Annotated in this window: 18 protein-coding genes; 11 read left to right on the top strand and 7 right to left on the bottom strand. The window is 60.5% G+C overall.

Features of this window, described 5'->3' with window-relative positions:
* Positions 1–55: 55 nt before the first annotated feature.
* From RYC17_RS21265 to RYC17_RS21250, 4 genes are all read right to left on the bottom strand, one after another.
* Positions 56–289, bottom strand: coding sequence for a hypothetical protein (locus tag RYC17_RS21265; protein ID WP_080394820.1), 234 nt, complete (start codon positions 287–289; stop codon positions 56–58).
* Between the two features lie 222 nt (positions 290–511).
* Positions 512–1,618: an agmatine deiminase gene (gene aguA, locus RYC17_RS21260; protein WP_316904391.1), complete on the bottom strand. Its 1,107-nt coding sequence runs from the start codon at positions 1,616–1,618 to the stop codon at positions 512–514.
* A gap of 5 nt (positions 1,619–1,623) precedes the next feature.
* Entirely contained in the window at positions 1,624–2,502 is an 879-nt protein-coding gene (gene aguB, locus RYC17_RS21255; RefSeq protein ID WP_057455964.1) for an N-carbamoylputrescine amidase, read from the bottom strand.
* A 425-nt stretch (positions 2,503–2,927) separates the two neighbouring features.
* Positions 2,928–5,840: an aminotransferase gene (locus RYC17_RS21250; RefSeq protein ID WP_316904388.1), complete on the bottom strand. Its 2,913-nt coding sequence runs from the start codon at positions 5,838–5,840 to the stop codon at positions 2,928–2,930.
* Between the two features lie 227 nt (positions 5,841–6,067).
* Between RYC17_RS21250 and rfbB the strand changes: the two genes are divergently transcribed.
* From rfbB to RYC17_RS21225, 5 genes are all read left to right on the top strand, one after another.
* Entirely contained in the window at positions 6,068–7,150 is a 1,083-nt protein-coding gene (gene rfbB / locus RYC17_RS21245; RefSeq protein WP_122259189.1) for a dTDP-glucose 4,6-dehydratase, read from the top strand.
* Between the two features lie 80 nt (positions 7,151–7,230).
* A complete protein-coding gene (gene rfbC / locus RYC17_RS21240) occupies positions 7,231–7,776 on the top strand; it encodes a dTDP-4-dehydrorhamnose 3,5-epimerase (RefSeq protein ID WP_122259188.1) in 546 nt (181 codons plus the stop codon).
* A gap of 164 nt (positions 7,777–7,940) precedes the next feature.
* On the top strand, positions 7,941–9,758 hold the full coding sequence (locus tag RYC17_RS21235; protein WP_122259187.1) for an ATP-binding protein: 1,818 nt from the start codon (positions 7,941–7,943) through the stop codon (positions 9,756–9,758).
* Positions 9,755–11,140: a sigma-54 dependent transcriptional regulator gene (locus tag RYC17_RS21230; protein WP_316904386.1), complete on the top strand. Its 1,386-nt coding sequence runs from the start codon at positions 9,755–9,757 to the stop codon at positions 11,138–11,140. Before RYC17_RS21235 ends, RYC17_RS21230 begins: the two co-directional genes overlap by 4 nt.
* Positions 11,127–11,606, top strand: a complete 480-nt coding sequence (locus RYC17_RS21225) for a YiiD C-terminal domain-containing protein (RefSeq protein ID WP_316904383.1) — start codon at positions 11,127–11,129, stop codon at positions 11,604–11,606. Before RYC17_RS21230 ends, RYC17_RS21225 begins: the two co-directional genes overlap by 14 nt.
* Before the next feature lie 741 nt (positions 11,607–12,347).
* Here the strand turns inward: RYC17_RS21225 and cysQ are convergent.
* Together cysQ and nudE are read right to left on the bottom strand one after the other, a co-directional pair.
* Positions 12,348–13,190 carry a 3'(2'),5'-bisphosphate nucleotidase CysQ gene (cysQ, locus tag RYC17_RS21220; RefSeq protein WP_316904381.1) on the bottom strand — a complete coding sequence of 281 codons (843 nt, stop codon included), beginning with the start codon at positions 13,188–13,190 and terminating at the stop codon, positions 12,348–12,350.
* Complete coding sequence (gene nudE, locus RYC17_RS21215; RefSeq protein WP_058400028.1) at positions 13,187–13,753, bottom strand: ADP compounds hydrolase NudE; 567 nt, start codon at positions 13,751–13,753, stop codon at positions 13,187–13,189. The genes cysQ and nudE overlap by 4 nt, the downstream gene beginning before the upstream one ends.
* 96 nt (positions 13,754–13,849) lie before the next feature.
* Between nudE and yrfG the strand changes: the two genes are divergently transcribed.
* The 5 genes from yrfG (at position 13,850) to RYC17_RS21190 (ending at position 19,394) form a co-directional block, all read left to right on the top strand.
* Positions 13,850–14,527 (top strand): GMP/IMP nucleotidase, encoded by a 678-nt coding sequence (gene yrfG, locus RYC17_RS21210; protein ID WP_316889377.1) that lies wholly within the window; start codon positions 13,850–13,852, stop codon positions 14,525–14,527.
* A 41-nt stretch (positions 14,528–14,568) separates the two neighbouring features.
* Positions 14,569–15,450, top strand: a complete 882-nt coding sequence (locus tag RYC17_RS21205; protein WP_002551430.1) for a LysR family transcriptional regulator — start codon at positions 14,569–14,571, stop codon at positions 15,448–15,450.
* A 103-nt stretch (positions 15,451–15,553) separates the two neighbouring features.
* A complete protein-coding gene (fdhD, locus tag RYC17_RS21200; protein WP_316904380.1) occupies positions 15,554–16,390 on the top strand; it encodes a formate dehydrogenase accessory sulfurtransferase FdhD in 837 nt (278 codons plus the stop codon).
* Positions 16,387–18,723, top strand: coding sequence for an FdhF/YdeP family oxidoreductase (locus RYC17_RS21195; protein ID WP_005734100.1), 2,337 nt, complete (start codon positions 16,387–16,389; stop codon positions 18,721–18,723). The genes fdhD and RYC17_RS21195 overlap by 4 nt, the downstream gene beginning before the upstream one ends.
* A gap of 209 nt (positions 18,724–18,932) precedes the next feature.
* Positions 18,933–19,394 carry a glycine zipper domain-containing protein gene (locus tag RYC17_RS21190; protein ID WP_002551428.1) on the top strand — a complete coding sequence of 154 codons (462 nt, stop codon included), beginning with the start codon at positions 18,933–18,935 and terminating at the stop codon, positions 19,392–19,394.
* Between the two features lie 66 nt (positions 19,395–19,460).
* On the opposite strand, the gene RYC17_RS21185 is transcribed toward RYC17_RS21190, so the two are convergent.
* Positions 19,461–21,389 (bottom strand): ATP-dependent DNA helicase RecQ, encoded by a 1,929-nt coding sequence (locus tag RYC17_RS21185; RefSeq protein WP_058400026.1) that lies wholly within the window; start codon positions 21,387–21,389, stop codon positions 19,461–19,463.
* 175 nt (positions 21,390–21,564) lie between these two features.
* Between RYC17_RS21185 and RYC17_RS21180 the strand changes: the two genes are divergently transcribed.
* Entirely contained in the window at positions 21,565–22,386 is an 822-nt protein-coding gene (locus RYC17_RS21180) for a hypothetical protein (protein ID WP_058400025.1), read from the top strand.
* Positions 22,387–22,601 lie beyond the last annotated feature (215 nt).

Below are 22,601 nucleotides of genomic sequence, written 5' to 3'. Positions count from 1 at the left end.
TCCTAGTCCCGACGCACGGGGGTGTCAAACACGCAGATGGCCGGCCTAGAGCGGCTCAGCCAAGGTTGCCGGAGCAATCAACACGCTCGGTCAACACGCGGAGCAACGCTTCGAGCTCGGCATCGTTGAACAGGCCTGCCGGGTAACGCTGTAACAACATTGCGCGAACATCCGGTCTGGATTTCGCGGGCTTGGTCGTCCTTAACCAATCCGCCACTAGCTGGCGGGCCTCGTTACTGAGAGAAGCAGAAAAACCACGAGCACGCTGCTGGTTCATACCTGCGTTCATAACGAAAACCTCTTGATTTCATGAGGGGCTAAATCTACTCACGCCATATGACAGTCAAGCTAAAAAAACGAAGGTTTACCAACCTGCTTCAGGAATAGCGCCCTGCGCATCTGTTACAGGATGTTACTCGACAGGTAAAAACAAAAAGCCCATCGGGTGATGGGCTTGGTACAGCAAGAACGGGACCAGTTGCGCCCATCCGATGTTACTAGTTATTTCTAACTAGGCGTTGTGAGGTGCCGGTTGCTGTTGCGTCAGGCAGTGGATATTGCCGCCACCCAGCAGTAATTCACGGCCAGGTGCCATCACCACTTCGTGCTCTGGAAACAGCGTTTGCAGTATTTCACGGGCCTTTTCGTCCATCGGATCGTCGAAGCTCGGCGCAATGATGCCGCCATTGACGATAAGGAAGTTCACATAGGACCCGGCCAAACGCACCGAAGGGTTGCGTTCCTGGCTGCCGTGCACCTGATCGACGCCTGCACATTCTTCTTCTGTGGCGAACAATGGGCCAGGAATCGGCATTTTATGAACGATAAACGCGCGCCCCTTTGCATCCAGTGTGTTTTCCAAAATACCCAGCGCCGCATGGCAACGTGAATAGTTGGGGTCTTCGGGATCATCGGTCCAGGCCAGTAACACCTCGCCCGGACGAATGTAGCAACAGAAGTTATCCACATGCCCGTCGGTTTCGTCGTTGAACAGACCATCCGGCAGCCAGACGACTTTATCCACAGCCAGATAATCACCGAGGATTGCTTCGATCTGTTCGCGGGTCAGGTGCGGGTTGCGGTTGCGATTGAGCAGGCACTCTTCGGTGGTAATCAGTGTGCCTTCGCCGTCAACGTGAATCGAGCCGCCTTCCAGCACGAAGCCTTCGGTGACGTAACGCGGGCAGCGCTCGATTTCCAGTACCTTGCTGCCCAGTTGAGAGTCCAGGTTCCACGGCGCATACAACCCGCCGTCGAAACCACCCCAGGCATTGAATTCCCAGTTCACACCGCGTACTTCGCCACGCTCGTTAATGACGAACGTCGGGCCGCTGTCGCGCACCCAGGCGTCGTTGCTGCTCATTTCCACGACCCGGATGTTCGGCATGTCCAACCGTGCGCGGGCGTTGTCGTACTGCGCGGCAGACACACCCACGGTAACCGGCTCAAAGCGGGCGATGGCCTTGGCGATGGCAACGTGGGCGGCCTGGGCGGGCTTGCCGCCCAGGCGCCAGTTGTCCGGGCGCTCGGGCCAGACCATCCAGATCTGGGTTTGCGGTGCCCATTCGGCAGGCATGTGGAAACCGTCGGCGCGTGGCGTGCTATTGAGCGTGGTCATGGCGATCAGGACTCCAGCGAACCGTCGAGGGTCTTCACCGCGCCGTACAGGTTCGGACGGCGATCACGGAACGTGCCCCACGCGCTGCGAATGTGCTCCAGCTCGTCAAGGTCGAAGCTGTGGACCAGTACGCCTTCTTCGGTTTCGTTGAGCTCGGCGACTTTTTCACCGAACTGGTTGGCAATGAACGACGAGCCATAGAAGGTGATGTCGTAGCCATCCTGCTCTTCGTTACCGATGCGGTTGCTGGCGATCAGTGGCATCAGGTTCGCGCCGGCATGGCCTTGTTGCACGCGCTGCCAGTGGTCGCGAGAGCTGATGGTTTTGTCGTGTGGCTCGCTGCCGATGGCGGTCGGGTAGAACAGAATTTCTGCGCCCTGCAACGCCATGCTGCGTGCGCACTCCGGGAACCACTGGTCCCAGCAGATGCCGACGCCGATTTTCGCGTAGCGGGTCTCCCAGACCTTGAAGCCGGTGTCGCCCGGGTTGAAGTAGTACTTTTCGTGGTAGCCGGGGCCGTCCGGGATGTGGCTCTTGCGGTAGATGCCCAGGTTGGTGCCGTCTGCGTCGATGATCGCAATGGTATTGAAACGTGCACGGCCGGCCAGCTCGAAGAAGCTGATCGGCAGAACAACCTGCAGCTCTTTGGCGAGCTTCTGGAAATGCTTGATTGCGACGTTGGATTCGATAGTAGTCGCCAACTGCAGATAGTCCGGGTTCGGCTTCTGGCAGAAGTACGGGGTTTCGAACAGTTCCTGAATCAGGATGATCTGTGCACCCTTGGCGGCAGCTTCACGCACCAGCTTTTCAGCGGTCTCGATGTTGGCTTCCAGATCCCAGGAACAGGCCATCTGGGTAGCAGCGACAGAAACGATACGGCTCATGAAAATATCTCCAGGGGCGGATGCAAAGGACTTATCACCATAGCAGACGAGCGATGACGATTATGAATGCCTTTATAGCGGATAAAAATCGGTATTAAAAGCTAAAATTTTGTTCAGAAAACGATATTTTGTTATTTTTGCCGATATTAATCGGCTTAAAATTCATGGCAGCGCCCATTACCGCAAGCTGGGTGTGACGCGGAGCGTCACGAACGGCATTCCCACGCTGGAGCGTGCGGAACGATGGCCCCCCGGGCACCACCTATCGTGCCCATTCCCTCGCTGGTGCATGCAGAACGGTGGTGCACGAGCGCCACCTATCGTACCCATTCCCTCGCTGGGGCGTGCGGAACGATGGGTGTCCAAGCGCCACCTATCGTGCCCATGCTCCGCGTGGGTATGCAGTTCTGGACGCTCTGCGTCCTCTATTCCAGCTCGAGGAGCACTTTCGATACGTTGTCGACGAAAAAATCCACGCTTTGCCGGGTGGTGCACATCGGGGGTTTGATTTTGAGGATGTTCAAGTGGTCGCCGGTCGGCTGCATGAAGATGCCCAGTTCACGCAGGCGTTCGCAAAGCTGCGCGGTTTCTTCTGTGGCGGGTTCCAGGGTCTGACGGTCGCGGACCAGCTCCATGCCCAGATAAAACCCCATGCCATGCACCGCGCCTACCAGCGGATGTTTATCGGCCAGTGCCTGCAGGCGCGCCTTGAAGTGATCGCCCACGAGCCGGGCGTTGTCCCAGAGTTTTTCTTCCTCCATGACGTCCAGCACCGCCATGCCGATACGGCAACTGACCGGGCTGCCACCGGATGAGGAGAAGAAATAGCCCTCGGCCTCCAGCGCCTCGGCGATCTCACGACGGGTGATGACCGCGCCCAACGGATGGCCGTTGCCCATACCCTTGGCCATGCTGATGATGTCCGGCACCACGCCCTGCTCTTCGAAGCCCCAGAAGTAATGCCCCAGACGGCCGTAACCCACCTGCACCTCATCGGCAATGCATACACCACCCGCAGCGCGAATCTTCCGATACACCTGTTGCAGATAACCGGCAGGCAAGGAAATCCCGCCCGCATTGCCGTACACCGGCTCGCAGATAAAGCCCGCCACCTGCCGTTGCTGCTCTGCCAGCGTGGCGAGTACCTGATCGACGCTGCGCACATACTCCGGCGCACTGTCGGCGCCACGAAACGGCCCGCGATAGGTGTTGGGTGCGGTGACCGGATGCACCCAGTCCGGGCGGGTGCTGAGTGCCTGCGGGTTGTCGGCAATCGAGGTGGAAATGGCGTCGGTCGCCACCGACCAGCCGTGATACGCCTCCAGCACACTCAGCATGTCGCGTCCGCCGCTGTAGGCCCAGGCCAGCCTGATTGCCAGATCGTTGGCCTCGGTGCCGCTGTTGACCAGAAACACGCGGTCCATGCCCTCGGGTGCCAGCTTGAGCAAACGCTCGGAGAACTCGGCAATTGCCGCGTAATGAAAGCGCGAGTTGGTGTTGAGCAGCGACCATTGACGAGCCGCCTCGTGGGCCATGCGCGGGTGGCCGTGGCCGAGGACCGCGACGTTATTGAGCATGTCCAGATAGGAACGGCCCTGCATGTCGATCAGGTGATTGCGCCAGCCACGCTCGATCTGCGGCGGAGCCTGGTAGTAGTGTTTTTGCGAGCGGGCGAAGCTGGCATCACGCCGCGCCAGCAATTGCGCGGCGTCTGCGAGCGCTGGTGCGTCACAATCAAAACCGAGCAAGGCCGATGGCGACGGGCACACGGTGCGCCAGGCTGCCGCCCAGGCAGGTGTGGTGAACAGCGGCGGGCTGAGGTCTGCCGCAGTGCACAGTTGCAGCAACAGCGAACCACCGCCCTGCCCGATCAGCGCGCCTGCTGATACTTGATCAGCCAGTGAAGCATCCGGTAGCACGCCCCACAGCTTCAAACTTATGCCTTCCCCGACCAGCAACAATGCAGCATCAGCGGTCAACCGCAGAGTGCCGTTGAACGGTGCATGCAGCGCCGTTTCCGCGGGCACATGCAATTCAACGTGCAGGGCGAAGGTTTCGGGCTCCTTCGCGCTGTCAGGCAAGGTGCGCGACAACCGGTATTCCCCAAAGCGGCTGGCAGACAGGCCATCGTCACCCGCAGCCTGGGAGAGCAGGTACTCATCAATGCCACTTTGTTCCCAGTTGCCTGCTACAAAGTGCTCACTGAGCACACCCAGATCCACCACTGTCGGCTTGAGCCCCTTTAGAGTGGGCAGCATAGGCTGGTAAGCGGGCTGACCGGCAGACGGAAATCCCACACCCACGGCCTGCAGAATCGCCGCTTCCATCAGCGCCATCGGCACCGAAGTGGCGACGTCGAAGATGTTCCATTCCCCGGCAAGGTTGGCCTGGATGTACGCGTTGTCCGGCTCGATGCTGGCCTGCTGTTCGCTGCTGAGTACCAGCACTGCGGATCGAGCGACGATCAGCGGCCAGAGCGCCTGCAATTCTTCGATCTTCAGCGGATTGAGCGCGTGGTAGGCGCGAATGGCTGGCAGGATGTACAGCGGGTCGCCGTCGGCATGGTGCAGCAGCGCCGCGCAGGTGACCGACAGGTCGGCCACTCGCCAGGTGCTGACCAGATCGCCGAAGTCGATCAACCCCTGCAATTGCCATTGGCGCTGTGCATCACGCAGCCAGACCACGTTGTGCTCGGTGATGTCCAGATGCACCGCCTGTATCGGCAGCGCTGCTATCAATGGCAACAAACGACGATGAGCCTGTTCAGCAGCCTCGATGACACAGGCGCGAGCGTCGGCGTCCTTGATTACCGGCAGCAGGTGCTTGATCAGCGCATGAGCGTGGCGCGGATCCCATTGCAGAATGCGCTCCAGGCCAGGATGCTCGAAGCCTGCCAGTGCCAGGTCTACACGGGCACACAGTTCGCCCAACCCGACCACCACTTCATGCCCCAGATGCCCGGCGTGCCCCAGTGACTGCCCATCAATGAATTCAAGCAAGCGCACGTGAACCACCTGCCCGTCGATCCTGATGGATAGCAGTTGCTCGCCGTCATTGGCGCCAATCACGCCGGGCACGCCAACGGCGCTGTGGCTGCTCAGGTGTTGCAGCGCCGCGTGCTGGGCGTTCAGTTCAGTGGTTGAATAGGCCCCGTGGCAGATTTTCAGCACATAACGCCGCGTGTCGGTTTCAAGTAGAAAGTTGCGATCCTGCTGGCTGCCCAGCGTTTTCAGCGTGCCGCTCAAGCCGTAATACTGCGCAAGCAATTGCAGCGCCTGATCCACGCTCACCTCGGGGCAAGGCAGACTGGACCGGCGGATGAGCGTGGCAAGCGGCATGGAGAACCTCGATCTTGTTGGAAGGCCCGGGCTCGTCGAGCAAGGCGTCATGGGCAGTCGCGCAACTATAAGGGCATTGCCGGGGGATTGCTCTGCACACCCCATCAGCTATCGGAAACCCGCCAGAGTTTTATTCAACCGCCTGCTCGGGTTTAATGGCCTTATCTCGCCATATGCGCTCAAGCGCTATGCTGCTATTACGTCAAAACACACAAGAAGGTCAGTTAATGCGAATACTCGTTACCGGGGGCGCAGGCTTCATTGGTTCTGCACTGATCCGCCACCTGATAAACAACACCGAACACGAAGTGCTGAACTTCGACAAACTGACCTACGCGGGCAATCTTGAATCGCTGCAGTCAATTGCGACCGACACGCGCTACGAGTTTGTTCAGGCCGATATCTGCGATCAGGCCAGCGTCAGCGCGGTGCTGGAACGGTTTGCACCACAGGCGATCATGCACCTGGCGGCCGAGTCCCACGTCGACCGTTCCATTGATGGCCCGGCCGAGTTCATCCAGACCAACATCGTCGGTACCTACAGCCTGCTGGAAGCCACGCGCGCTTACTGGCTGAAACTGCCGGAAGCTGAACGTCAGGCGTTCCGTTTTCACCATATCTCTACCGATGAGGTGTATGGCGACCTGCACGGCGTCGATGATCTGTTTACCGAAACCACGCCCTATGCGCCCAGCTCGCCCTACTCGGCGAGCAAGGCGGCGTCGGATCATCTGGTGCGCGCCTGGCATCGCACCTACGGCCTGCCTGTCGTGGTAACCAACTGTTCCAACAACTACGGGCCGTTCCACTTTCCCGAAAAGCTCATCCCGCTGGTGATTCTCAACGCCCTGGCGGACAAGCCGCTGCCGGTGTACGGCAATGGCCTGCAAGTGCGCGACTGGCTGTATGTCGAGGATCACGCACGAGCACTGCTCAAGGTCGTGACCGAAGGCAAAGTCGGCGAGACCTACAACATCGGCGGTCATAACGAGCAGAAAAACATCGACGTCGTCCGCGGTATCTGTGCGCTGCTCGATGAGCTGGCCCCGCAGCACCCGACGGGCGTCACGCAATACAGCGACCTGATCACCTACGTGGTTGACCGTCCGGGCCACGACCAGCGCTATGCCATCGATGCCAGCAAAATCGACAACGACCTGGGCTGGACGCCCGAAGAGACCTTCGAGTCCGGGCTGCGCAAGACGGTGCAGTGGTATCTGGACAACCTGGACTGGTGCCGCAGGGTTCAGGACGGCAGTTATCAGGGCGAACGACTGGGTTTCACCGACCCAAAGGACCTGATTGCCTGATCACCCTACTTTTCGGCAGACGCGCGTGAGTGCAGACTGTCGAGCTGCCACCATTTATTGAAGATTGCAGGGGAAGCCACGTGAACGTAGTAGCGACAAAATTACCGGAAGTCCTGATTCTGGAACCCAAGGTATTCGGTGATGAACGAGGCTTCTTCTATGAAAGCTTCAACGCCAGGGCTTTTCAGGCTGCTACTGGCCTGACCCGTGAGTTCGTGCAGGACAACCACTCGCGTTCGCAGCAAGGCGTGCTGCGCGGCCTGCATTACCAGATCGAAAACGCCCAGGGCAAACTGGTGCGCGTCACAGTCGGCAAGGTGCTGGATGTGGCCGTGGACATTCGTCGCAGTTCGCCGAACTTCGGCCAGTGGGTCGGCGTCGAGCTGTCTGCCGAGAACGCCCGTCAGTTGTGGGTTCCGGAAGGCTTTGCCCATGGCTTCGTGGTACTCAGCGAACACGCCGAGTTCCTGTACAAGACCACCGACTACTACACACCTTCGGCCGAACGCTGCATCGCCTGGAACGATGCGGATCTGGCCATCGACTGGCAGTTCGACGGCCAACCCAGCCTGTCGGCCAAGGATCAGCAAGGCAAGCGTCTGAAAGAAGCCGATCTGTTTGCCTGAGCCCGCGCCCCAAGGCCACCCGGCGCAATGTCCGGGTGCCTGACGAGTCGGCGGCGGGCATAATACGCGCCTGATGCCCACGTCAGGATCGACCGGGTGTTTCTGTTGCCTGTACCGGCCTTGTCGTCGGCAGGCATCGCCAACCCTTCGGCGACGGCCAATCCATGACCATGACTTCTGCTGCTCTGCCGCCTCGCCCTCGCTGGCGCAGCCTTGCCCTTCTGGCACTGTGCCTGGCGCCGCTGCTGTGGCCGCTGGAGCATCTGGCCGAACGTTATTACCGCAACGTGCTGGCCAACCAGAACCGCCAGACCCTGGACCTGTACGTCGCCAACCTGCTCGGCACTCTGCACCGTTACGAAACCCTGCCGCAGATTCTCGGCGACCTGCCCGCCTTGCGCGGCGCACTGGCCGCACCGAGCGATGTCACCACGCTGAAAAACGCCAATCGTCTGCTCAGCGAGATAACGCGCCAGACCGGTGCCGACGTCATGTACCTGATGGACGCCAACGGCTTGACCCTGGCCGCCTCGAACTCGGAACAGAAAGACAGCTTCATCGGCCGAAACTTTTCCTTCAGGCCCTATTTCATCGATGCTCTGGCGGGCAGAACCGGGCGCTTCTTCGGCCTTGGCACCACGTCGGCCAAGCGTGGTTACTTCTTCGCAGGCCCGGTGCGCGATGGTGATCGGGTGATCGGCGTGCTGGTGATCAAGGTCGACCTGGACCACACCGAAACCCTGTGGGGCAAGACGCCCGAGCAACTGCTGCTGACCGATCAGAACGGCGTGGTAATCCTGACCTCCAACCCTGAGTGGCGCTTTCGGGCGACCCGCGACCTGACCGATGACGAGAAAAAGGCCATCGTCGCGATTCAGTCCTACCCGACCCGCGATCCACGGCCGCTGAGGATTGATGAACATGCCTGGCTGACCCAGACCCAGGCCATCGAAGAAACCGGCTGGAACGTCAACATTCTCGCGCCTCGCGCCCTTGTTGACCGTCAGGTACGCACGGTGGTGGCGATTGGCGGCGCAGCGCTTCTGGTGCTGATGTTGTTGCTGGGCCTGATGATGCAGCGTCGCCGCCATTATCTGGACCGCATCGCCTTCGAGGCCAAGGCACGTCGCGAGCTGGAAATGCGAGTTATAGAACGCACCAGCGATCTGGAAGGGCTCAATAGTCGTCTGCGTCAGGAAGTGCTGGAGCGCGAACAGGCGCAGCAGGAACTGGTGCAGGCTCAGGACGAACTGGTGCAGACCAGCAAGCTGACCGCGCTGGGCACCATGTCAGCGAGCATCAGCCACGAATTGAATCAGCCCCTGGCCGCCATTCGCAGTTACGCCGAAAACGCCGAAGTGCTGCTCGATCATCAGCGCACCGAAGACGCACGCGGCAACCTCAAGCTGATCAGCGAGCTGACCGGGCGCATGGCCTCGATCATTGCTCACTTGCGCGCCTTCGCCCGCCGTGACCGGCACGCCCCTGAAAGCGTTGCACTGCAACCGGCGCTGGACGATGCGCTGGCGTTGCTGGCCAAGCGGCGGCGTGCCATGGAGGTCGAACTGATCCGGGACCTGCCGGACGCAACGCTGTGGGTGCAGGCCGGTGAAACCCGTCTGCGTCAGGTGCTCGGTAATCTGATCGCCAACGCGCTGGACGCCCTCACCGAAAAAGGCCCGCCGCGCAGGCTGTGGATAAGTGCCGAGCAAACTGCCGAGGGCGTCAATCTGTACATTCGTGACAACGGCCCCGGATTTTCTCAGGAAGCGATGGCAAGGGCCCGCGAGCCGTTCTTCACGACCAAGACCCGCACTCAGGGCCTTGGCCTGGGTCTGGCCATCTGCGATACGCTGATGCGCGCGCTGGGCGGCGAATTGCTGCTCGCCAACCATCCGAGCGGCGGCGCAGTGCTTACCCTGCGCCTGCGTGCCGGCGCTTCCGGGGCCAATCTTCAACCGCCAGAGGACCTTTCCGCATGAGTTCGGACACAGCCATCGACAGCCAGATTCAGGTGGTGCTGATCGACGACGACTCGCACCTGCGTCAGGCGCTTCGCCAGACCCTGGACCTGGCTGGACTGAACGTTCTGTCGCTGCCCGAGGCAACCGGGCTGGCCGAACGCATTGGCCGCGACTGGCCAGGCGTGGTGGTCAGCGATATCCGTATGCAGGGCATGGATGGCCTGGAACTGCTCGACCAGCTTCACGCGCAGGACCCCGACCTGCCGGTACTGCTGATCACCGGTCACGGCGATGTGCCGCTGGCGGTCAAAGCCATGCGCGCCGGAGCCTACGATTTTCTGGAAAAGCCCTTCGCCAGCGACGCCATGCTCGACAGCGTGCGCCGGGCTCTGGCGCTGCGCCGTCTGGTGCTGGATAACCGCAGCCTGCGCCTGGCCCTGAGCGATCGCCAGCAATTGAGCACTCGGCTGATCGGTCAGTCACCGCCAATCCTGCGTCTGCGCGAGCAGATCGGGGCGTTGGCCGGGACTCGCGCTGACGTGTTGATCCTCGGCGAAACCGGTGCGGGTAAAGAAGTGGTGGCGCGCGCACTGCACGACCTGTCCAACCGCCGCAGCGGCCCGTTCGTGGCGATCAACGCCGGGGCGCTGGCTGAATCGGTGGTGGAAAGCGAGCTGTTCGGCCATGAGCCCGGTGCCTTTACCGGCGCGCAGAAGCGACGTATCGGCAAGTTCGAGTTTGCCAACGGCGGCACGCTGTTCCTCGATGAAATCGAAAGCATGAGCCTGGATGTCCAGGTCAAACTGCTGCGCCTGTTGCAGGAGCGCGTGGTCGAGCGAATGGGCAGCAATCAGCAGATCCCGCTGGACATCCGCATCATTGCGGCGACCAAGGAGGACCTGCGGCAGGCGGCTGATCAGGGCCGCTTCCGGGCGGACTTGTATTACCGGCTGAACGTGGCCTCGCTGCGTATCCCGCCGTTGCGCGAACGTGGCGAAGACGCGCTGATGCTGTTCGAACACTACGCTGATGCTGCGAGCATGCGCCACGGCATTCCCAAGCACGAGCTCAAGCCCGGCCAGCGGGCGCTGTTGTTGCGTCATAACTGGCCGGGCAACGTCCGGGAACTGCAAAACGCCGCCGAACGCTTTGCGCTGGGTCTTGAGCTGGAGCTGGAAGGCAGTGATGCAGAGCAGGCACCACCGCCGGGCGGCGGCTTGAGTGATCAGGTGGAAAGCTTCGAACGGGCCTTGATCGCCGCCGAGCTGGCTCGTCCGCACAGTTCGGTTCGCAGCCTGGCGGAAGCGCTGGGTGTGCCGCGCAAAACCCTGCACGACAAACTGCGTAAACACGGCCTGACGTTTGGCGACAGCAGCGGAGCTTCCGATGACAACGATTGAGCCTGAGCATGACGCAGCCCGCGAGCTTGAGCAGGTGCTGCACCACGACATTCCGCTGACCCGCGAAATGGGCATGCGCGTGATTGACTGGCACAACCAGACTCTGCGCCTGCGCCTGCACCTGCCACTGGCACCTAACGTCAATCACAAGAACACGCTGTTCGGCGGCAGTCTGTATTGCGGCGCAGTGCTGGCGGGCTGGGGCTGGCTGCACCTGCGGCTACGCGAGGCCGGGATCAGCGATGGGCATATTGTGATTCAGGACGGGCAGATCAGTTATCCACTGCCGGTACGCAGTGACGCCATCGCCCGCTGTGATGCGCCAGAGCTGGTGCTGTGGGACAAGTTCATCACCACCTACCAACGCCGAGGCCGCGCCCGCATGACCCTGCACACCAGCATTACCGCGCAGGACAGCGAAGAACAGGCTGTTCGTTTTGTCGGGCAGTTTGTGTTGCACCGGTGAGTGAGGCTGCGCGCAGTTGATGCACTGGTGAAACTGTCTCACCCCCATATGCAGACCTGTGGGAGCGCGCTCGCCCCTGCATACTTGTATCAAGCGAAGAACAGGCCGTGCGCTTTGTCGAGCAGTTCGTGTTGCGCCAGTGAGGCTGCACGCATTGGATGCACTGTACGCAGACCTGTGGGAGCGAGCTTGCTCGCGAAGAGGCCAGTGCAATCTGCGAAAATTCATCGTCTGAACCATCACCTTCGCGAGCAAGCTCGCTCCCACAAGAGCGCGCTCGCCCCTGCATACCTGTATCAAGCGAAGAACACGCCGTGCGCTTTGTCGAGCAGTTTGTGTTGCACCGGTGAGGCTACACGCATTGGATGCACTGTACGCAGACCTGTGGGAGCGAGCTTGCTCGCGAAGAGGCCGGTGCAATCCGCAAAAATTCATCGTCTGAACCATCGCCTTCGCGAGCAAGCTAAGCGTCGCCCGGCTCGCTCCCACAAGAGCACGCTCGCCCCTGCATACCTGTTTCAAGCGAAGAAAAGGCCGTGCGCTTTGTCGGGCAGTTCGTGTTGCGCCAGTGAAGCTGCACGCATTGGATGCACTGTACGCAGACCTGTGGGAGCGAGCTTGCTCGCGAAGAGGCCAGTGCAATCTGCGAAAATTCATCGTTTGAACAATCACCTTCGCGAGCACGCGAAGCGTCGCCCGGCTCGCTCCCACGCTCGCCGGGCAGAGGCCTTGAAGCCGGCCTCAGGACTGCGCAAGCACCAGCAGTTTGTCACGCCATTCGGCGTTGGCAGGCAATGCCAGGAAGAACGGGTTGAGCAGCGATTCGCGTGCCGGGTAGCTGAACGGTTTGCCGTCCAGTTGCTGCACTTCGCCACCAGCGCCTTCAAGCACGCCTTGCGCCGCAGCGGTGTCCCACTGCGAAGTCGGGGCCAGTCGCGGGTAGCAATCGGCAGCACCTTCGGCCAGCAGGCAGAATTTCAATGAGCTGCCGATATTGGTCAGCTGCAAATGCCCAAGCCCGCTCGACAGGCCAGCCAGCAAATGCTCCTGCTCCGGACTGGAATGGCGGCGGCTGGCGACTACGGTAAAGGTCTGCCCTTCGCCCGGCTGAGTGCGCACGGCAATCGGCTGGAGGTGGTCGATGTCATCGCTGCGCCAGGCACCCAGCCCTGCACCGCCGAAGTAACAACGGTTGTTGGTGGGCATCGACACCACACCGAACACCACACGGCCGTGTTCAATCAGCGCGACGTTGACGGTGAACTCTTCACTGCCGGAGATGAACTCCTTGGTGCCGTCCAGTGGATCGACCAGCCACCAGCGCTCCCATTTCGCTCGCTCGCTGAGCGGGATGTCGGCATCTTCTTCAGAGAGCACATGAATGCTCGGATCAAGCGCCTGCAAACCCTCGACTAATACCTGATGGGCTGCCAGGTCGGCGGCGGTCACTGGCGAGTCGTCGGTCTTGGTGGTGACGGTGACATTGGCTCGCCAGAACGGCAGGATCACCTCGCCCGCCTGGCGGACCAGTTCAATCACCGGGGCGAGCAGCGGGTGCGGCAGGTTTTGTAACGAATCGGTCATGGCAGGAACAATCCACGCTGGGTTAGCAGGTCACGGGTCAGGTACAGCGCCGCAAGCGCCCTGCCTTCACTAAACTGAGCATTCTGCGCAAGACTCGACAGCTCGCGCAGGTTGATCCGGTCGACCCGAATCGGCTCGGGCTCGTCGCCTTCCAGCCGCTCTTCATAAAGGTCAGTGGCGAGGACCACCTGAATTTTCTGGCTCATGTAACCGGGGGACAGCGACAGTTCAGTCAACAATTCCAGTTGCCGGGCACCAAAACCGGCTTCTTCCTTGAGTTCGCGGTTGGCGGCTGCCAGCACGTCTTCGCCGGGCTCGATCAGCCCCTTGGGCAGGGACAGCTCGTAGGCATCGGTACCACCGCAATATTCTTCGATCAATACCGCGTGGTCGGCATCGAGCATGGCCACGATCATCACCGCGCCGGGCCCCGTCCCCCGGCTGGCCAGACGCTCGTAGGTCCGCTCGACGCCATTGGCAAAGCGCAGTTGCAGCTCTTCAACGCGGAACAGACGACTACTGGCGACAATTGCACGGGCAAGTACGGTAGGTTTCTGACGCATGACAGGCTCCTTTACATGAACGAGGTACTATACCGAGCTTTTCCCGATGTCTGTGTCGGATATGCTTACCCGCTCTCAACCCCTGACGAGGCCTGAATGCTTTCCATGCCCTGGAGCGAAATCGATACCGTCCTGCTGGATATGGACGGCACGTTGCTCGACCTGCATTACGACGAACACTTCTGGATGCAACACCTGCCGCAGCGTTATGCCGAGCTACACGGCGTCAGTTTCGCCATGGCCTGGCTGGAGTTAAAGCCGCTGTTCGAAAACAACGCGGGCACGCTCAATTGGTACTGCCTGGATTTCTGGAGCGCCGAGCTTAAACTGTCGGTTCGCGACCTGAAACGCGAAATTGCGCACATGATTGCACTGCGCCCGGACGCCGAGACCTTTCTCGCCGCCATCAAGCAAGCAGGCAAACGGGTGATCATGATCACCAACGCGCACCGTGATTCGTTGTCGCTGAAGATGGAGCGAATCGAGCTGGCGCCTTATTTCGAACGCCTGATCAGCTCTCACGATTACGGCTTTCCCAAGGAAAGCCAGCATTTCTGGGACGCCTTGAAGGCCGAAACAGCCTTCGACCCGGCACGCAGTCTGTTTATCGACGACACCTTGCCGATCCTGCGCAGCGCCCGCCACTTTGGTGTAGCCCATTTGCTGGCCGTCAGCCAGCCCAACAGCCAGAAAGGCCCGAAAGACACTGAAGAGTTCGCTGCGGTGGACGATTATCGGGAGCTGATCAAGGGCGTGCTCCATCCTTCAGCCTGAACGCGTAGAATCGGCTGTCTGGACGGCCCAGCGGAGTGAATATGGACATCAAGCAACTTAAGTTTCTGATCGCCCTCGATGAAACGAGGCACTTCGGCCATGCGGCTGCGCGTTGCAATATCACCCAGCCCACCTTGTCGATGCGCCTGCGCAATCTGGAAGAAGAGCTCGGTTTGCCCCTGGTCAATCGGGGCCAGCGTTTTGAAGGCTTTACTGCGCCTGGCGAACGCGTGTTGGCCTGGGCACGCACGGTACTGGCGGCCTACGACGGCCTGCAGGCGGAAGCGGCTGCCTGCCGGGGGCATCTGGTCGGCACATTGCGCTTGGGTGTAGTGCCGCTGTCGAGCTTCGATCCGCTGCCATTGCTGCACCGGCTGCACCAGATGCACCCCAATCTGCGCTTCGAGCTGTCGTCACTGAGTTCCGAGCAGGTGCTGGAACAACTGGCGAGCAATCGTATCGATCTGGGCGTTTCTTATCTGGAGCGGCTGGACACTGAACGCTTCGACTCGCTGACCCTGGACGACACGCGCATGGGGCTGCTGTATGACCGTCGGCACTTTACCTTCGGTGACGAACCGTTGAGCTGGGCCGATCTGGTCGAATTGCCGCTGGGCACTCTGACCAGCGGCATGCATTTTCGCCAATCGATCGATCACAACTTCCACAGCCGTGGCCTTCAGCCCAATCCGTTGATCCAGACCGATGCCGTTCATCAGTTGCTGCAGGCCGTCCATGGCGGTTTTTGCTGCGCGATCATGCCGCTGGATGGCGGTCTGGAAACGCTCACCGAACATTTGCGCCTGCACCCGATCGCCGACGCCCGTACGCTGGCCCGGCTGGGGTTGATCATGCGCCGCAGTGCACCGCGCTCGGCACTGGCTGAAGCCTGCTTTGCACTGGTAGCAGAAATGCCGCGCTAGAGCGTTGATCGACGTCATCTATCGGCACATCAGCACTAGCGATTAGACGATTTACCAGAACGGGCCTAGTCTTGCAGATGTCATTCTGCCGGTATTTCAGCCCATGCCCGTTACGCGCAAGGTCAGCTCGGCGTCCTTTGCTACGCCAGCCCCCGAAGCAAGCCAGTCTTACAGCTACTCGAACCTCGAGGGCACGGACTCTGCACGTAACGAACTTGCCGAAGAAGTGGCACTGGCGATTGCCTACAACGGCATCAGCCAGGCAGTCATGCTGGTCAGCCCCACCGATCTGGAAGACTTTATCGTCGGCTTCAGCCTGGGCAGCGGCATCATTGCCTCGCAGGACGAAATCTACGACTTCAAAATCAGCGGTTGCGGCTCGGCGATGCAGGCCGAAGTCGAAATCGCCAGCCGTGCCTTCTGGGAACTCAAGCAACAGCGTCGGCAACTGGCCGGCACCAGCGGTTGCGGGCTCTGTGGCGTTGAAGCGGTAGAGCAGGCACTGCCCGAGCTGAACGTGTTGCCCGGCGCAACCTTGCCGCCGATTGAGTGGCTGGAAGGCCTGCGTCAGCGCATCGGTGAGTTCCAGCCGCTTGGCCGCCATTGTGGCGCTGTGCATGCCGCGGTGTTCATGGACGGCAACGGCAAGTTGTTGCTGGGCCGCGAAGACATCGGCCGCCACAACGCGCTGGACAAGCTGATCGGCGCGCTGATCCGTCAGGACATCCCCATGACCGGTGGCGTTGCCATAGTGACCAGCCGCTGCAGTCTGGAACTGATTCAGAAAGTTTTGCGCGCCGGCATCCAGACCCTGGTCAGCCTGTCGTCGCCCACCGGCCTGGCCCTGCAATGGGCCCGCCGCCACAACCTCAATTTAATTCACCTGCCGCAGCACAGTGCGCCGCGGGTCTATAGCCCTGCGATGGAGATTCAAGCGTGAGCACTCATCATCAAGCCGACAAGACACCTATCCCCCGCTACAAGCCATACAAAGGTGCGGCAGGCGGCTGGGGCGCACTGATCAGCGTGACGCAACACTGGCTGGGCAGTGACAACGCGCTGAAGAACCTGCGCATGATGCTCAAGACCAACCAGAATGGCGGCTTCGACTGCCCTGGCTGCGCGTGGGGCGATTCGCCGGAAAGCGGCATGGTCAAGTTCTGCGAGAACGGCGCCAAGGCGGTCAACTGGGAAGCCACCAAACGCCGTGTCGATCCGGCCTTCTTCGCCCGCTACAGCGTCAGTGCATTGCTGGAGCAGAGCGACTACTGGCTTGAGTATCAGGGCCGCCTGACCGAGCCTCTGGCCTACGATGCCGAAACTGACCGTTACAAGCCGATCAGCTGGGACAACGCATTCGCGCTGATCGCCAAGCACCTGAAGAACCTGCCCAGCCCGAACATGGCCGAGTTCTACACCTCGGGTCGCGCCAGCAACGAAGCGGCGTACCTGTATCAGTTGTTCGTGCGCGCCTATGGCACCAACAACTTCCCGGACTGCTCGAACATGTGCCACGAAGCCAGTGGTGTAGCGCTGTCGCAAAGCGTCGGCGTGGGCAAGGGCACCGTGACGTTCGAAGACTTCGAACACGCCGACGCCATCTTCGTCCTCGGCCAGAACCCCGGCACCAACCACCCGCGCATGCTGGAACCCCTGCGTGAAGCGGTACAACGCGGCGCGCAGGTGGTGTGCGTCAACCCGTTGAAAGAGCGTGGTCTGGAGCGTTTCCAGCACCCTCAGCACCCGGTCGAAATGCTCACCAACGGTGACCGTCCGACCAACACCGCCTACTTCCGCCCTGCCCTGGGCGGCGACATGGCGCTGTTGCGCGGCATGGCCAAGTTCCTGCTGCAATGGGAGCGTGATGCACAGCTGGCGAATGAGCCGTCGGTCTTTGATCACGCGTTCCTCAACGAACACACCGAAGGCGTGCTTGAATACCTGGCCGCCATCGATGACACGTCCTGGGACGAGATTGTCGAGCAGTCCGGCCTGCCGCTTACTGACATCGAACAGTCAGCACGCATGTACGCCAAGGGCAAGAACGTCATCATGTGCTGGGCAATGGGTATCACCCAGCACCGCCATTCGGTTGCGACCATTCAGGAAATCGCCAACCTGATGCTGCTGCGCGGCAACATTGGCCGTCCAGGCGCAGGCCTGTGCCCGGTGCGCGGTCACAGTAACGTGCAGGGTGACCGCACCATGGGCATCAACGAGCGCCCACCGGTGTTCCTGCTCGATGCTCTGGAAAAACGCTTCCAGTTCAAAGTACCCCGCGAAAATGGCCACAACGTGGTCGAAGCCATTCACGCCATGGCCGAAGGTCGCGCCAAGGTGTTCATCGCGCTGGGCGGCAACTTCGCCCAGGCAACACCGGACAGCCATCGCACTGCAGAAGCCCTCAGCAACTGCGACCTGACCGTACAGATCAGCACCAAACTGAACCGCAGCCACCTGTTCCATGGTAAGGACGCGCTGATCCTGCCGTGCTTCGGCCGTACCGACATCGACATCCAGGCCAACGGCCCACAAGCCGTGACGGTGGAAGATTCGTTCAGCATGGTCCACGCGTCCAACGGACAGTTGAAGCCGTCGTCGAAGCAGATGCGTTCCGAGCCTGCGATCATCGCCGGTATCGCCAACGCAACACTGGGCAAGGCACCTGTGGACTGGTTGTGGCTGGTCGAAGACTATGACCGCATTCGCGACCTGATCGCCGATACCATCCCCGGTTTCAAGGACTTCAACGAGCGCGTAAAACATCCGGGTGGCTTCTACCTGGGCAACGCCGCCGGTGCACGCCGCTGGAACACAGCCTCGACGCGCGCCAACTTCAAATCCAACGCGTTGCCGCTGAGCCTGATCCATGAAGACATCAGCTCGACCGGGCAGATTCCGGACCTGATCATGCAATCGATGCGCTCGCACGATCAGTACAACACCACCATCTATGGCCTGGACGACCGTTATCGCGGCGTCAAAGGCCAGCGTGATGTGCTGTTCGTCAACGAAGCCGACATCATTCGTCTGGGCTTTCAGCCGGGTCAGAAAGCTGACGTGATCTCAATCTGGAGCGACAACCGCGAGCGCCGCGTCAAAGGCTTCACCCTGCTGGCGTTCGACATTCCGGCCGGTCAGGCTGCGGCCTACTACCCAGAGGTCAACCCGCTGGTACCGCTGGAAAGCGTTGGCGATGGCAGCAGCACGCCAACGTCGAAGTTCGTAGCCATCCGTCTTGAGCGATCGGCAGAGTCCGCCCGCATCATCTGACGTCCTTAAAAGACGCCCACAAAAAAGGCCCGTTTCGCTGGAAACGGGCCTTTCACAAGTAACCTCAGACTCTCTTTTCCGACTTAAGTTCCTTAGCCAAAACAATAACTTAGCAGTTTGTATGGCAATCGTGTTACTCGTCGGAATTGCATTGCTACATTCTTCACTTGACACCAAGATCGCGCCGTCATCCCTATGAGATTCCATACATGAAGTATTCCTCGATACTGTTGTTGTCTCTTGCCTTGATCAGCGGTGCAGCCTCTGCAGGCAACCTCGAATCAGGCGCAGGCGGAGCATTGGGTGGGGTACTCGGCTCGGTCGTCGGTCAACAGCTCGGCGGCAGCACCGGTTCAGCGATTGGCGCTGGCCTGGGTGGCGCAGCCGGCGGTGCGGTCGGTGCAGACCGTCGCAACCGTACAGAAGCAGCCATTGGCGGCGGTCTGGGCGCAGCAGGCGGTAACGTTGTAGGCCGCAGCGTTGGCGGCAGCACCGGCAGCCTGATCGGCTCGGCGGTGGGCGGCGGTGGTGGTGCCGCACTTGGCAACTACATGGGCAACGAAAGCCGCAGCGATGATCGTCGTTATCGAGGTGGCCGTGATGATCGTCGCTACTATCGCGATCATGACCGTCGCCCGAAGCACCACGGCCATCGTCGTCATCGTGACTGATACAGCCGCTATTTACTGATTTACTGATGAATCAAAACCGGCCGCTCTTGAGCGGCCGGTTTTGTTTTAGAGCATCGCCTGCACCCACGCCCTCACCTGCGCATACGGATAATCCTCCAGCAAGGCAAAACCGCCGGTGGCGCGAGCCTTGAGTTTGGTGAACAAAGGCACGCTGATGCCGCACAGAAAGCGCGTCAGGCATTCGGCGCTGGGCGGCTGGCCGGTGTAGTCCTGATGCTTGTGGATAAAATCGCCGCACACCTGCTGAAAATCCCGGCTCTCCAGAGGCTCCAACGCGGGAGGCTGTGGAAGATGGGCGATCTGACCGTGGCAGACCGAGCAATGGCCGCATTGCTCGGGCGCGTTGTGATCACCGAAGTAGCGTGCCAGCCGATGAGTCAGGCACTGATCACTGGAGAACACCTCAAGCATTGCATGAATGCGCGCAACTTCAGTGGCCTCGTGGTGGGCGAAATAATCGTGCAGCTCGACGCTCAGCGCCTGCGGGTCAAAGTCACTGCGCAACACGCTGTAGACCTCGGTCATCTGCTTGCTTTCGAGCTCGATCCAGCCCTTTTCCTGAAAGTAATCCAGCGCCTTGACCACCCGCCCACGCTCGGCACCGTATTGCTGGTACATCGCGTCAAAGTTGACCGTGGCCCAGGTACGCGCCCGGCTGGACGTATCGATCAACGCCTGAACGAATTCGCGCCGCTCACCCTCGAAACGCGTCATCAGGTCGTGCGGCTGAAGCAGAAACTTGAAGCGGTACTCGGCGAAGTAAGCGTAACGCGGTGCGATGATTCCGCGCAGTTCCAGCTGCACCAGCAGGGTCTTCAACGGTAGCTGACGGATATTGCTGAGATCCGCCAGCGGCCCGAGCAGAAACTCCCACTGCCCGTCATGGCGTGCATCGAGCAGATCCGCCAGCACACGGGCGATACCTTCGCGCTCCGGCGTGTCGCCATACACAAAGTTTTCCAGCACATTGAGGCTGTCGCGGTTGGCCAGCACCAGACAATCCGAGGCACCACCATCGCGCCCTGCCCGGCCGATTTCCTGGCTGTAGTTCTCGATGGATTTGGGCAGGTCGAAATGCACCACATTACGGATGTCGCTTTTGTCGATACCCATTCCGAACGCAATGGTCGCCACGATGCAGTTCAGGCTGCCGCCCATGAAACGCTTCTGAATCGACTCGCGCTGATCGTTGGGCAGCCCGGCATGGTAAGCACTGGCAGGCAGACCATTCTGCTCAAGGTGCACCGCGACATGCTCGGCGGTCTTTTGCAGCGTCACGTAAACGATTGTCGGTTGGCCGCGCCGCTCATTGAGCCACTCGACCAGCAGCCGCCTTTTGTCACGCCCGCTGACCGGCTTGACCCACAGGTGCAGGTTGGCGCGGTAGAAGCCGGTGGTGATGACATCCTCGGGGGCAATGGCGAATTTGTCCTGCATGTCGGTAATGACCTGCGGTGTCGCGGTCGCCGTCAGCAGCAGAGCCTGAGGGATGTTGAATTCGCGCTGGTAGTCCGGCAGCTTCAGATAATCAGGCCGAAAGTTATGCCCCCACTCCGAAATACAGTGCGCCTCGTCGACCACCAGCAAGGAAATCGGCATCTGGGCGATGAAGTTGCGGAAACGCTCGTTCTTGAGGCGCTCGACCGAGATCATCAGGATCTTCAGCTCTCCGGAACGCGCGCGAGCCATGACGTCGGCGACATCATCGCGGCTTTGTGCCGAATCAATGCTTGCCGCCGCAATGCCGTGGCGATGCAGGAAGGCAAGCTGATCCTGAATCAGCGCCAGCAACGGCGACACCACCAGCGTCAGATTGGGCAGCAGTAGCGCAGGCAATTGGTAACATAGCGACTTGCCTGAGCCCGTCGGGAAAATTGCCGCAGCCGAGCGTCCGGCCAGCACGGCGCTGATCGCTGCCTCCTGGCCTGGCCGGAACTGCGTGTAACCAAAAACCTGCTCAAGACGCTGGTGCATTCGCGGTTCATCCATCAGTCAAACAAAACGGTCCCAACCTTAGCGCGACAGGCCAAATGCATACACCACCAAAGCGTTACAGAAACACGGCGCGTGGCCGATAACGTTGAGATTTCATGCCTGCTGCGTCAGCAGGCGCGGCGCTCACCTTCATACCGCTTGATCTGGAGCAGGAATGGATTCCACACAGCAACCCGAAGACGACGGGATCATCCGCATTCAGCGCCTTGTGCCGGGCCAGGTCGATGTCGTTCTGGGCGCACATCCAAGCCGTAAACTCAGCGCTCGACCGGACAAGTCGCGGTCCTACTGGCTATGGCTGGCAGGCCTTATCGTTGCGGGTTGCCTGGCCGGGTTGCTTGTGTCTCATGCACGAAGCCCAAAGGTGGCACTGGCACCACCTGTCGAGCGACCTGCACCTGAACCAGAGACCACCATGATCGACAGCGAACCGACAATGGTGGCAAGCCCCGCGCCGGCGCCGTCGACCAAGGCACCCGACCTTTTACCTGTCGCCGCAACCAGGGAACAGCCCGCCGCCGTGCAGCCGCTGGATAACTGCATGAAAAGCGGCAATGTCATTGATGAGAGCGTGTTGAACTGTCGCTTTGGCCAGGTCCCTCGTCCCGCTCAGGCAGAACCGGCGAAAGGCATGGTGTCCGCAGACTACATGGCCGACTTCAAGGCCAACGCTGCACGCAACCCCGCTCGCCCGGCTCGGCCCTACAGCGTCGCAACGGCCTCCATCCGTGAATGGGACGGCAGAAACCGCTATCGGGCGCAGTGGCGGGTTTACGGCAACACCATCGACGGCGACAGCGTCTGCGAAAACTTCGCCATTCGCTCATTCGAACGGCGCGAGTGTCGCAAGGCTGCGCAGGTCAACTTCAAGGAGGAATGCCGGGAGTGGACCAAACGTGCTGCCCGAAATCGCGACGAGGACAGTAAAAATGCCGAGCAGCGTTATTGTGAAGTGGCGGCGACTTTCTCGCCTTAGCAACACCTTGAACCCCTCTGGACCAACAGTTTCGCCGCTAAAACCGTTTTTTTGATGCGTGCGTTCACGGTCATCCACATACAAAACCTTACACATGTATAGCCAAAGGCTTACACGCATTGGGGAAGGTTGGCTATTTTTCACTTGTCATCAGCGCCGTAAGATTGGATCCAACAACTGGCGAACAAGGAGTTCGCCAGGATCAGGGACGATCG

This window comes from Pseudomonas syringae group sp. J248-6, assembly GCF_032586995.1.
Lineage (GTDB): Bacteria > Pseudomonadota > Gammaproteobacteria > Pseudomonadales > Pseudomonadaceae > Aquipseudomonas > Aquipseudomonas amygdali.
Note: the sequence above shows the minus strand (reverse complement) of the source record. Positions and strands in the feature narration are given on the sequence as shown.